The 12,402-nt window shown below is 70.9% G+C and carries 7 protein-coding genes and 1 pseudogene; 6 read left to right on the top strand and 2 right to left on the bottom strand.

Annotated elements, in window-relative coordinates; all coding sequences use genetic code 11:
- Nucleotides 1-301 precede the first annotated feature (301 nt).
- On the bottom strand, nucleotides 302-1,609 hold the full coding sequence (locus G7070_RS10075) for an MFS transporter (protein ID WP_166233632.1): 1,308 nt from the start codon (nucleotides 1,607-1,609) through the stop codon (nucleotides 302-304).
- A 414-nt stretch (nucleotides 1,610-2,023) separates the two neighbouring features.
- Between G7070_RS10075 and G7070_RS10070 the strand changes: the two genes are divergently transcribed.
- The 4 genes and pseudogenes from G7070_RS10070 to G7070_RS10055 all read left to right on the top strand — a co-directional run bounded on the left by G7070_RS10070 (nucleotide 2,024) and on the right by G7070_RS10055 (nucleotide 9,453).
- Entirely contained in the window at nucleotides 2,024-2,596 is a 573-nt protein-coding gene (locus tag G7070_RS10070; protein WP_166233631.1) for a GNAT family N-acetyltransferase, read from the top strand.
- Nucleotides 2,597-3,224: 628 nt separating this feature from the next.
- Nucleotides 3,225-4,855, top strand: a pseudogene (locus G7070_RS10065) (NAD(P)-binding protein).
- The gene (gene nifJ / locus G7070_RS10060) at nucleotides 4,852-8,439 is read left to right on the top strand and encodes a pyruvate:ferredoxin (flavodoxin) oxidoreductase (RefSeq protein WP_431977943.1); all 3,588 of its coding nucleotides are present in this window, start codon (nucleotides 4,852-4,854) and stop codon (nucleotides 8,437-8,439) included. The pseudogene G7070_RS10065 and the gene nifJ overlap by 4 nt, the downstream one beginning before the upstream one ends.
- Nucleotides 8,440-8,442: 3 nt before the next feature.
- Nucleotides 8,443-9,453: a dihydroorotate dehydrogenase-like protein gene (locus G7070_RS10055; RefSeq protein ID WP_166233629.1), complete on the top strand. Its 1,011-nt coding sequence runs from the start codon at nucleotides 8,443-8,445 to the stop codon at nucleotides 9,451-9,453.
- 90 nt (nucleotides 9,454-9,543) lie between these two features.
- Here G7070_RS10055 and G7070_RS10050 read toward each other — a convergent pair whose 3' ends face one another.
- Entirely contained in the window at nucleotides 9,544-10,140 is a 597-nt protein-coding gene (locus tag G7070_RS10050) for a DUF1269 domain-containing protein (RefSeq protein WP_166233628.1), read from the bottom strand.
- A 257-nt stretch (nucleotides 10,141-10,397) separates the two neighbouring features.
- Here G7070_RS10050 and G7070_RS10045 point away from each other — a divergent pair, with 257 nt between their 5' ends.
- Complete coding sequence (locus G7070_RS10045) at nucleotides 10,398-11,969, top strand: glycosyltransferase (protein ID WP_166233627.1); 1,572 nt, start codon at nucleotides 10,398-10,400, stop codon at nucleotides 11,967-11,969.
- Nucleotides 11,966-12,352 (top strand): YchJ family protein, encoded by a 387-nt coding sequence (locus tag G7070_RS10040; RefSeq protein ID WP_166233626.1) that lies wholly within the window; start codon nucleotides 11,966-11,968, stop codon nucleotides 12,350-12,352. The genes G7070_RS10045 and G7070_RS10040 overlap by 4 nt, the downstream gene beginning before the upstream one ends.
- Nucleotides 12,353-12,402 lie beyond the last annotated feature (50 nt).

Genomic DNA, 12,402 nt, shown 5'->3' with positions numbered 1-12,402 from the left:
CACAAACGCGGGCGGCGTGACGCGAACGCGGGGGGCTCGTCGCGAACGCGGGCGGCTCGTCACCAACGCGGGCGGCTCGTCGCGAACGCGGGCGGATCGTCACCAACGCGGGCGACTCGACGTACACGCGGGCGGCGCGTCGTTGATTCGGGCGGCCCGAGTCGAACCCGCCCCAAGCGCGGACACCGCAGGGCCGGACGCCGAGGCGTCCGGCCCTGCGGTGAGGGTTGGTCGGTCCGGAGGGATCAGAACTTGGGCCCAGAACTTCGGGCGCTCAGAACCGCGGCCCTGAGACGAGCACTCAGAACTTGCCCTGGGCGATCAGCTCGCTGCGCTGATCCTGCAGGGCGATGTCCTTGGGGTAGGTCTTGTAGAAGACGAACCAGTAGATCGCGTTCAGGAAGTACGGGACCGAGACGCCGACCAGGATCGTCAGCGGCAGGCTGCCGATGGCGTCGGCGATCTGGCCGACGGCCAGGTTGTAGACCACGTTGATGCCGCCCTGGATCAGGGAGAACAGCACCGCGAACGCGGTCGCCGAGAGCTGCTTGGGGCAGACCGTGGAGATCATCGGCAGCACGCACCCGGTGAAGCCGATCGAGAACACCAGGCCCATGAGGAAGACCATCACGTAGTACAGCAGGCTCGGGTCGTTGGTGACCGTCTGGCCGGTGCCCGGCGACACGTCGGCGTCCCACCAGGACGAGAAGTACATCGTGAGGGCGATGATGATGCCGAACGACACCGCGTAGAGCTGGAACAGGGTGACGCGACCCTTGGGGCCGAGCTTGCGGACGAAGAAGTCGGCGAGGAAGCCGCCCAGCAGCGCCGACAGCGTCGAGCCGATCTGGAAGACGGTGTTGAGGTAGGACGCGTTGACCACGCCGTAGCCGAGGTCGCGGGCCCACACCTGGTTCATGAAGCCGAACAGCACCAGCGAGGTGACGAGCAGCAGCATCGGGGCCATGAACGCGATCGTGGGGATCTTGAACAGCTTCGGGACGTCGGCCCAGGAGAACATGCCGGCGTCGGCCTTGAGTTCGGCGCGGTCGTCGGCGGCGACCTCCTTGGGCTCCTTGACGAAGAGCAGGATCAGGACGCCGGACAGCAGCGACAGCACGCCCATCGCGATCATCGCGTAGCGCCAGCCCTCGGGGTTGTGGCCGAACTGGCCCAGCAGCGGCGTCAGCACGATCGCGACGCCGGAGGACGTCGAGCGGACGATGCCGAACGCCCGGCCCCGCTCGGAGCGCTTGTAGAGCGAGCCCAGCAGGCCGTTCAGGATGGGCTCGGACGCCACGGTGCCGATCAGGGCGACCGAGTACAGGACGAGCAGCATCGGCCAGCTCGTCGCAAAGCCGGTCGCGATGGTCCACAGGCCCCAGACGCCGGTGACGACGAACAGGATGGGCTTGCGTCCGAACCGGTCGGCGAGCATCGCCCAGACCGGCCCGAAGATCATGCGGGCCGCGTTGCTGAGCGCGTTCAGCAGGCCGAGCTGGGCGTCGCCGAGCCCGAAGGCGACCATGATCTGCGGGAAGAACGTCTTCGAGACGCCGCCCTCGGAGTTGTCGATCGACTGGGAGACGCCGAGCGACAGGGCGCCCATGAAGCGGCCCTGCGGGGCACGAAGTCCCGCTCGTCATCGTCCTCGTCGCCGTCCAGGACGGTGACGCCCTGCGGGGTCATCGCGGCGAAGTCGTCGGTCCCGGAGACGCGGGAAGCTCCCCAGAGTTGGTCCTCGTCCGGACCCTGGTTGTTGTCTGACACCTGTGTCGGCCTTTCCTTGTGTGTGAGGCGAGCCTGAGGCCCACCGAGGGCCGGCCACAACACCCCGCATCGGGTGTCATCGCTGACCACACGATCATTGCTCGTGTAAGCAGATCTTGCGTTGCTCGTGTAAGTAGAGTGCAACACGGACGCCGGGGTCTCACCACCCAAATCGGAACATTGCCGTCGGGTTGCAGCAACTCGCGGCAACCCCGATGCGCGCGCGGACCCCCTGGTTTGCGATCATGGAGGGATGCACCACGCCTCCATCGCGCCGCTCACGGCGGCCGACATCGACGACACCGTCCGCGCCCACATCGCCATGCAGCACGTCGCCTACGCCCACCTCGCCGACGCCGGCCACGCGGCCGCTTTGTGGGAGTCCGCGCCGGAGCGACGGGCCGCCTTCGCGGCCGACCTGGACGCCGAGGCGGCGGCCGCCGAGGCCGGCGTGGAACCCGAGGCGCGCCACCGGATCGCGCGCAGCGCGCGCGGCGCCGTCATCGGCGTGGCGTCGGCCTTCAAGGGCGTCGGCGACTGGGAACTCCACCTGTTCGGGGACGCCCACGTCCCGGCGGGCGCGCAGCGGTGCCTCGACACGCTGTACGTGATGCCCGAGGTGCGCGGCGGCGGCCTGGGCCAGGAACTCCTGGACGCCGTCCTACCCGACCACCAGGACGCCTACCTCTGGGTGATCGACGGGAACGCGGGCGCGCAGCGGTTCTACGAGCGCAACGGCTTCCGCCTCGACGGCTTCGGCGGCCGCTCCGGCCCCGAATGGGGCGACCTCATGATGCACCGCATGGTCCGCACCTCGGCGTCCTGACCGGCCGCCGACCTGGACGTCTCGCCACTGCGGCACCGCGTTCGGCTCCGACCACGTCCCGCCTCTTCGATGAACGGGACACCCAACCCGCCGCGAGACGCCAGCCCGCCGCGAGACGCCCGCTCGATCACGGGGGCTCTCACAGCCCCCTGCAGTGAGACGGCCGCGGCCAGTCGCCCCCGCTAGCGCCAGTTGCCCCCTTTCCTACGTGGGCAACTGACGCGAATGGGGGCGACTCGTCGCGAACGGGGGGCTCGTCGCGAACGCGGGCTGCTCGTCGCAAACGGGGGCGGCCCGTCCCAAACGAGGGCGACTCGTCGCAAACGAGGGCGACTCGTCGCAAACGGGGGCCACTCGTCGCGAACGGGGGCCACTCGTCGCGAACGCGGGCCACTCGTCGCGAACGCGGGCCACTCGTCGCGAACGCGGGCGACGCGCCCCAGACCGCCCCCAACGCGGGACGCAGCAGCGCGAGCGGCGAACCCCATCATCAGCCCCACTAACACGAAATGTTTTTCGTGTCGACAACCTTGCCGAATTATCTCTCGGGAAAACGCTTGCCAAGCCTGCGGGGATCTACTACAAAAGGTAGTGTTACCGCATCAGTGCCCCGACTCGGAGGTTGAGCATGGACCAGCCCACGACCCGCAACCTGACACAACTGCCCGATCTGGGCACCTCGGCGGGCCGCGTCGGACCCGTGCGCGTCCGGATGCCGATCTACGTCGACCTGCTGCCGCCCTGCAACGACGCCTGCCCCGCCGGCGAGAACATCCAAGAGTGGCTGCGCCTCGTCAAGGCCAAGGACGACCTGGGCGCGTGGCGCGAGCTGACCCGCAACAACCCGTTCCCGGCGATCCACGGCCGGGTCTGCTACCACCCGTGCGAGACCGCCTGCAACCGCATCGAGCTGGACGGCGCCGTCTCCATCCACTCGGTCGAGCGGTTCCTCGGCGACGCCGCCATCGAGAACGCCTGGCAGTTCCTCAAGCCCGCCCGCACCTCCGGACGCCGCGTCCTGGTGATCGGGTCCGGCCCCTCGGGCCTGTCGGCCGCCTACCACCTGGCGATGCTCGGCCACGAGGTCGAGATCCACGACGGGTCCGAGCTGCCCGGCGGCATGATGCGCTACGGCATCCCCGAGTACCGCCTCCCCGCGATGTCCTGGACGCCGAGATCGAGCGCATCCGCAACCTGGGCGTCCGGTTCGTGCAGAACCACAAGGTCGAGGACCTGCTCGCCGAGCAGAAGGCCGGCCACTTCGACGCCGTGTTCGTCGCGATCGGGGCGCACCTGTCCAAGCGGGTCGACATCCCCACCATGGACGCCGGGCGCATCGTGGACGCCGTGAGCTTCCTGCGCGACGTCGCCTCCGGCGAGCGCCCGCTGATCGGACGCCGCGTCGCGGTCTACGGCGCCGGCAACACCGCCATGGACGCCGCCCGCACCGCCCGCCGCCTGGGCGCCGAGGAGTCGATCGTGGTCTACCGGCGGACGCAGGAGCAGATGCCCGCGCACGCCGAGGAGCACGCCGAGGCCGTCCGCGAGGGCGTCAAGATGAACTGGCTGCGCACCATCAACCAGTTCGACGAGGGCCAGATGCAGGTCGAGATCATGGAGCTCGACGACGCCGGCAAGGCGCGCGGCACCGGCCGCTTCGAGACGCTGGAGGCCGACACGGTCATCCTCGCGCTGGGCCAGGAGGCCGACTCGGGCTTCCTGCACTCGATCCCCGGCATGAGCTTCGACGGCGACGTCGTCAACGTCGACCCCAGGACCCTCATGACCGACGTCCCCGGCATCTTCGCCGGTGGCGACGCGGTGCCCTCCGAGCGCACGGTGACCATCGGCGTCGGCCACGGCAAGAAGGCCGCCAAGATGATCGACCTGTGGCTGTCCAACATGCCCGCGATCCTCACCGAGAAGCACGACCTGGCCAGCTTCGACAAGCTCAATCTTTGGTACTGGGGCGACAACCGCCGCACCACCCAGCCCGAGCTCGCCGTCGCCGCGCGCGTCGCGTTCGACGAGGTCGTCGGCGGCCTCACCGAGACCGAGGCCCGCACCGAGGCGTGGCGCTGCCTGAGCTGCGGCAACTGCATCGAGTGCGACGGCTGCCTGGGTTCGTGCCCCGAGGACGCGGTCATCAAACTCGGCAAGGGGCTGCGCTACAAGTACGACTACGCCAAGTGCACCGGCTGCGGCACCTGCTACGAGCAGTGCCCGGTCCACGCCATCGAGATGATCCCCGAGCGCTGAGAAGGACTGACACGACCATGACCCGAGCGATCATCGACGGCAACGAGGCGGCCGCCTCCGTCGCCTACCGGCTCAACGAGCTGTGCTCCATCTACCCGATCACCCCGAGCTCGACCATGGCCGAGCTCGCCGACGACTGGGCCAGCCAGGGGCGCCGCAACGTCTTCGGCGTCAAGCCCACCGTCATCGAGATGCAGTCCGAGGGCGGCGCCGCCGGCGCGCTGCACGGCGCCCTCCAGGGCGGCGCGCTGAGCACGACGTTCACCGCGTCGCAGGGCCTGCTGCTCATGATCCCGAACATGTACAAGATCGCCGGCGAGCTGACCTCGACGGTGTTCCACGTCGCCGCCCGCTCGCTGGCCGCCCAGGGCCTGTCCATCTTCGGCGACCACCAGGACGTCATGGCGGTCCGGCAGACCGGCTTCGCCCTGCTCAGCTCGGCGTCGGTGCAGGAAGCGCACGACATGGCGGCCATCGCGCAGCTCTCCACGCTGCGCAGCCGCGTCCCGTTCCTGCACTTCTTCGACGGCTTCCGCACCAGCCACGAGCTGAACACGCTCGACATGCTCAGCGACGACGACCTGCGCGCCTACGTGCCCGAGGAGCTCATCATCGAGCACCGCAACCGGGCCCTGAGCCCGGAGCACCCCTACATCCGCGGCACGGCGCAGAACCCCGACACCTACTTCCAGAGCCGCGAGACGGTCAACCCCTTCTACGAGAAGGTGCCCGGCATCGTCCAGCAGGCCATGGACGAGTACCGCGCGCTCACCGGACGCGGCTACGGCCTGGTCGAGTACCACGGCGACCCGGACGCCGAAGCCGTCATCGTCATCATGGGCTCGGGCATCGAGACCGCCGTGCAGGCCGTGGAGTACATGAACGAGCGCGGCCGGAAGGTGGGCGTCGTCCACGTCCGGCTCTACCGCCCGCTGCCCGTGGAGCAGCTGCTCGCGGCCATCCCGGCCTCGGCCACCCGCATCGCGGTCATGGACCGCACCAAGGAGCCCGGCGCGGGCGGCGAGCCCCTGTTCCTCGACGTGACCTCGGCGCTGGCCGAGGCGGTCTCCTCCGGCGCGCGGGCCACCCTGCCGCGCGTGATCGGCGGACGCTACGGGCTGTCCAGCAAGGAGTTCACGCCGGGCATGGTCATCGGCGTCTTCGACGAGCTCGACAAGCCCTCGCCGCGGCCCCGGTTCACCGTCGGCATCAACGACGACGTGACGATGCTGAGCATCGACTACCCCGAGATCGACGTCGAGTCCGACAAGACGCTGCGCGCGGTCTTCTTCGGGATCGGCTCCGACGGCACGGTCGGCGCCAACAAGAACACCATCAAGATCCTCGGCAGCCAGGACGGGACGTACGCCCAGGGCTACTTCGTCTACGACTCCAAGAAGTCCGGCAGCCGCACCGTCAGCCACCTGCGCTTCGGCCCCAAGCCGATCACCGCGCCCTACCTGGTGAACGCGGCCGGCTTCATCGGCGTCCATCACTGGTCGATCCTCGAGCGCGTCGACGTGCTCAAGATGGCCCGCCGGGGCACCGTCGTCCTGGTCAACAGCCACCACAGCCCCGACGAGCTGTTCGCGCACCTGCCGGTCGGGATGCAGCGCCGCCTCATCGAGTTGGACTGCGAGTTGTGGACGATCGACGCCAACGCGGTCGCCCGCGCCGCCGGCATGGGCAACCGCACCAACACCGTGCTGCAGACGTGCTTCTTCGCCATCAGCAAGGTGATGCCGCGCGAGGACGCCGTCGAGGCGGTCAAGGAGTCCATCCGCAAGACGTACGGACGCCGCGGCGCCGACGTGGTGGCCAAGAACGAGAACGCCGTGGACGCCGCCGTCGCGCACCTGCACCGCGTCGAGGTGCCGGACGCGCCCGTCTCGGACAAGCAGCTGCTCGCCCCCGTGCCGGACCACGCGCCCGAGTTCGTCCGCGACGTGACCGCGCAGATGCTGCTCGACAACGGCGACCTGCTGCCGGTGTCGGCGCTGCCGGTGGACGGCACCTACCCCAGCGGCACCACGCAGTACGAGAAGCGGAACATCTCCGACATCGTCGCCGTGTGGGACCCCCAGGAGTGCATCCAGTGCGGCAACTGCGCCTTCGTGTGCCCGCATTCGGTGCTGCGCGCCAAGTACTACCCCGAGACGGCGCTCGACGGCATGCCCGACGGCTTCCAGACCGCCGAGCTGAACGCGGCCGGCCTGCCCGGGGCCCGCTACACCCTGCAGGTGTACGCCGAGGACTGCACCGGCTGCGGCCTGTGCGTCGAGGCGTGCCCGGTCAAGGTGCGCAACGGCGGCCACAACCGCAAGGCGATCAACCTCGAGCTCGTCGAGGACCGCGAGCCCGCACGCACCAACGTGGCGTTCTTCGAGTCGCTGCCGATCAACCGGCGCAGCCGGGTGGACTTCGCGACGGTCCGCGGCGTCCAGTACCTCGAACCGCTGTTCGAGTTCTCCGGCGCCTGCACCGGCTGCGGCGAGACGCCCTACCTGAAGCTGCTGAGCCAGCTGTTCGGCGGGCGCGCGTCCATCGCCAACGCGACGGGCTGCAGCTCGATCTACGGCGGCAACCTGCCCACCACGCCGTGGTCGAGCAACAAGTACGGCCGCGGCCCGGCCTGGTCCAACTCGCTGTTCGAGGACAACGCCGAGTTCGGCCTGGGCCTGCGCCTGGCCGCCGACCTGCAGACCGAGCTGGCGCGCACCCGGCTGGACGAGATGCGTCCCGTCATCGGCAACGACGACCTGGTGGACGCCATCCTGGACGCCGAGCAGCAGTACGAGTCCGACCTGAGCGCCCAGCGCACCCGCGTCGAGGAGCTCAAGGGCGTCCTGGACGGCCTCGAGGGCCCCAAGGCGGCCGACCTGCGCTCGGTGGCCGACCACCTGCTGCGCCGCTCGGTGTGGATCGTGGGCGGCGACGGCTGGGCCTTCGACATCGGCTCGGGCGGCCTGGACCACGTGCTCGCCTCGGGCCGGGACGTCAACGTGCTGGTGCTGGACACCGAGGTGTACTCCAACACCGGTGGCCAGGCGTCCAAGGCGACGCCGATGGGCGCGGTGGCGAAGTTCGCCACCGCCGGCAAGGAGACCATCTCCAAGGACCTGGCCCTGCAGGCGATCTCCTACGGCAACGTGTACGTCGCCCGCGTGGCGATGGGTGCCGACCCGGAGCAGACGCTGAAGGCGTTCCGGGAGGCCGAGGCCTACGACGGGCCGTCGATCATCCTGGCCTACAGCCACTGCATCGCCCACGGCATCGACATGAAGAAGGGCCTCGACCAGCAGTACCTGGCCGTCAACTCGGGGCACTGGCCGCTGATGCGGTACAACCCGGTGCTGCGGATGGCCGGCCGGAACCCGTTCCTGCTGGACTCGCCGCGCCCGCGCTTCCCGCTGAGCAAGTACCACGAGAACGAGCTACGGTTCCGGATGCTGCGGCAGTCCGACCCCGAGGCCGCCGAGCGGATGCTGGAGTTCGGGCAGCAGCAGGTCGAGCGCCGCTGGCGCGACTACGAGGAGATGGCGGCCCGCGGGGCCGGCCAGTTCGCCGCCGATGCGAAGGAGTGAGCGATGGATCTGACCACCACCTACCTGGGGCTCGAGCTCAAGCACCCCGTCGTTGCGTCCGCCGGTCCGCTCAGCCAGAACGTCGACGGCGTGAAGGGCCTGGCCGAGGGCGGGGCGTCCGCGATCGTGCTCTACTCGCTGTTCGAGGAGCAGTTGCGCGCCGAGGTCGCCCGTGACGAGGCGCTGATCGCGTCGCATGAGAACGCCTCCCCCGAGGCGCTGGACTACTTCCCGGCGAACCCGATCACGACCAAGTCGGCTGCGTACACCTACCTGTCGCTGGTCGAGCGCTCCGTCAACGCGGTCGACGTCCCGATCATCGCCTCGCTCAACGGCGCCGACCTGGGCGGCTGGGTCGAGTTCGCCCGCGAGCTGGCCGACGCGGGGGCGTCCGCGATCGAGCTGAACATCTACTTCGTGCCCGGCGACATCGCCACGACCGGCGACGTCGTCGCCAAGCGGCACCTGGAGATCGTGGCGGCTGTCGCCGACGCGGTCCGGATCCCGGTGTCGGTGAAGATGTCGCCGTACTTCAGCTCGCCGGGCAACATGGCCCTGCAGCTGGTGGACGCCGGCGCGGCGGGCCTGGTGCTGTTCAACCGTTTCCTGCAGCCGGACATCGACCCAGAGACCCTGCGGATGGACACGTCCTTCGACCTGTCCACGCCGCACGAGGGCCGGCTCCCCCGCACGTGGATCGCGGCGCTCCGCAACCACACGCGGGCCTCGCTGGCGGGGTCCACGGGCGTGGAGACCAGCGACGACGTCGTGAAGTACCTGCTGGCCGGGGCCGACGTCGTGATGACGACGGCGTCGCTCATCCGGCACGGGCGCGGCTACACAGCCGAACTCGTGGGCGGGCTGCACAGCTGGCTGGTCCGCAAGGGGTTCACCTCGCTGGACCAGATGCGCGGCATGGTGGCGCTGCCGATGGTCACCGACGCCGACGCGATCGAGCGCGGCGGCTACGTCGGGGCGATCCAGGCGGCCAAGGAACGGTACGGCTCGCTCTAGCGGGTCCGAAGCCACCCTGAGGCGGACCTGCTCCGCCGACGAGGTCCCCGACAGCGTGGTCGGGGACCTCGTGCATGGGTGGGCGCCGGCCTAGAGCTGCTCCAGCTTCGCCCTCAGCGCGGCGATGCGGTCCTCGATCTTCTCCTTGCGCCCGGCCTTGCGCTCCGACCGCAGCTTCTCGCTCGCAGCCTCGCGCGCGACCTCGGCTGCGTCCTGTTCCGCCTCCGCCTCGGCGAGCACCTCGTCGAGCGGCTGGCGCACGATGGTGGCGCCGCGGTCGGCGGCGAAGTGGTCGAGGGCGGACTCGTCGGTCTCCTCGGTCTGGAGCACCAGGGCGTTGCGCCCGGCGGGGACGCTCCGCGCGAGCACCGACAGCGCCGAGTCGGCGTCGTCGGCGCGATCCGCGTCGGTCAGGGCGCCGATCGCCGCGCCGGCGCCCCAGCCCAGCAGCATGCCGAGCGGTCCGCCCAGGATGCCGACCAGCAGGCCGACGAGCGAGCCGGTCGCGACGCCGGCGCCGGCGCCGGGGTCGAAGTCCTGCGGGACGGTGAGGGCACCGTCGGCGTCCCGCTGAAGGATCACCGCCGAGCCCACCTCGCCGATGACGGGGGACGACTTCAGGTCCGAGTACGCCTGGTAGACGTCCGCGCTGTTGGGGAAGGTCAGCACTGCCACGTACGACGTCATGACGTCACGCTCCATTTCTGTGGGGTAACAGCTTCGGGGGTGTAGCGGGGAGGCCACCGTCGTGACCCCTCCGTTTTCACGGTAATCCGATCCCGCCGCGGGCGGAGGCGTTCCTCGCAACCGCGCCCGGCCGCGGGCGGTCGCCCTTCCCCGTAGGATCGGGGGCGATGGAACCCTCCAAGCCGACCCGCGCCCGCCACAGCCCCGCCGCCCACGGCGTCCCCTCCGGAGCGGCGCCGACGGGCCGTCGGTTACGGGTGGCGCTGTTCACCGACAACTACGGCCCCTCCCCCAGCGGGCTGCTGTTCGCGGTCCAGTTCCTGGAGCGGGAACTGCTCGCCGCAGGCTTCGAGGTGCTCGTGGTGGCGCCGGCCACCGACGGGCCCAATCCGTACCGCGACCATCCGCTGCGTTCGGAGAAGCGGCTGCCCTCGATCAAGCTGCCCGGCGTCCCGGTCGCCGTCGCGGGCGGCCGCGGCTTCGAGCGGGCGCTGGACGAGTTCGCCGCCGACCCGCCCGACATCATCCACGTGCACGGGCTGGGCCCGATCGGGCTGCTGGGGGTCTGGGCCGCCGACCGGGTCGAGCGCCCGCTGCTGGTGACCTGGCACACCGACTTCGAGGCCTACGCCGACCACTACGCGATGCTCACGCCCTTCATGGACGCCTTCTACCAACTGCTGAAGGTCGCCACGCGGGGCATGAAGCGCCCGCAGCTTCAGGAGATGCGGCGCTGGCTCGTCGACCGCAACTGGCTGTCGCTGCGGCGGCTCCGGTTCCGCCTGCGCGGCGGCAGCCTGTCGCGCCGCAGCCTGCTCAACGCCGCCCGCGGCATGCTGGAGGCCGCCGAGCTGGTGACGGCCCCCTCCGACAAGACGGCGCTGCGCGTCCGCGAGCTCGCGTTCCGTTCCCGGATCCGGGTGGTCCCCAACGGCCTGGACGCCCTCCCCGAGGGCCGGCCGCTGCCGGCGGCGTCCGGGCCGCGGATCCTGTACGTGGGGCGGATCGCGCCGGAGAAGAACATCGCCCTGCTCGTGGACGCCTTCGCGTGGGTCCGGGAGGAGATCCCGAACGCCGAGCTGATGTTCGTCGGCGACTGGAAGGTGTCCTCGACGCTGGCGCAGAAGCTCCGCTCGGCGCGGCGGCGCGGCGGCGTCACCCTCGTCGGCCAGGTGCCGCGCGACGACCTGGGCCCGTACTACGCGTCCGCGGACGTGTTCGCGTTCCCGTCCACCACCGACACCCAGGCGCTGGTGCTGCACGAGGCGGCGCACGCGGGGCTGCCGATCGTGTCCGTGGACCCCGAGCTCCGGCTGGTGGTCGACGAGGGCGTGAACGGCCTGTTCGCCCGCCCCACCCCGGAGTCGCTGGCCCGGCAGTTGGTGTCGATGATCCGGCGGTTGGAGTCGCCCGACTTCGCGGCGCGGGCGCACGCCCGGTCCCGCGAGATGGCGTCCTGGTGGACGATCCACCACCAGTCCGAGGCGATCATCAGCCTGTACCGCGACCTCGCCGCCGGGCGGCCGGTGGCCGAGTCCATGCACGCGATCCCGCCCGACGGCGACGCGGTTCCGGGTGGGACCATTCCGGGTGCGGCCGTACCGGGCGGGGCCGTTCCGGGCGGGGCCGTTCCGGGTGGGGCCGTTCCGGGTGGGGCCGTTCCGGGTGGGGCCGCAGCCCGGTCCGGGGACGTCGGCGGCGCGGAACCGGGCCTCCCGGCCGGCGGCGATGCGCCGGACCCGGACGAGGACGCGCCGGGCGGGAACGACCGTGGGCGCCCTGAGGAGGCCTCCGACGGGTCGGGCCCCGGCGAGCGGGGGGCGCCGTGAGCGACCCGTGCCCCTGCGGGTCGGGCAAGCCCTACGACGCGTGCTGCGGGCCCTTCCACGCCGGACGCCGCGGCGCACCCACGGCGTCCGCGCTGATGCGCTCGCGCTACGCCGCGTTCGCGCGCGGGCTGACCGGCTACCTGGCCGACACCTGGCACCCCTCGACGCGTCCGGCCGACCTGAGTTTGGACGCCGACACCGTCTGGACAGGTCTGGTCATCGAGGCGACCGAGGCCGGGCGGGCGTGGGAGGACGCCGGCACCGTGACGTTCACCGCGTCCTGGCGCGCAGGACGCCGCGCGGGCGTCCTGCGGGAGCGCAGCCGCTTCGTCTTCGAGGATGGCCGCTGGCTCTACATCGACGGGGACGTCGCGGACCGCTGACCCCGCCGCCGCGTCCCGCCCGCGCCGCGGGCAGGTCCTCGCGGGGGCGG

Source organism: Propioniciclava coleopterorum (assembly GCF_011393335.1).
Lineage (GTDB): Bacteria > Actinomycetota > Actinomycetes > Propionibacteriales > Propionibacteriaceae > Propioniciclava > Propioniciclava coleopterorum.
This window is presented reverse-complemented; position numbering and strand designations above follow the sequence as displayed.

Coding starts and splice junctions, on each gene's coding strand:
- G7070_RS10075 (WP_166233632.1), bottom strand. CDS start 1,609: ATGGGCGCCCTGTCGCTCGGCGTCTCCCAGTCGATCGACAACTCCGAG.
- G7070_RS10070 (WP_166233631.1), top strand. CDS start 2,024: ATGCACCACGCCTCCATCGCGCCGCTCACGGCGGCCGACATCGACGAC.
- G7070_RS10055 (WP_166233629.1), top strand. CDS start 8,443: ATGGATCTGACCACCACCTACCTGGGGCTCGAGCTCAAGCACCCCGTC.
- G7070_RS10050 (WP_166233628.1), bottom strand. CDS start 10,140: ATGACGTCGTACGTGGCAGTGCTGACCTTCCCCAACAGCGCGGACGTC.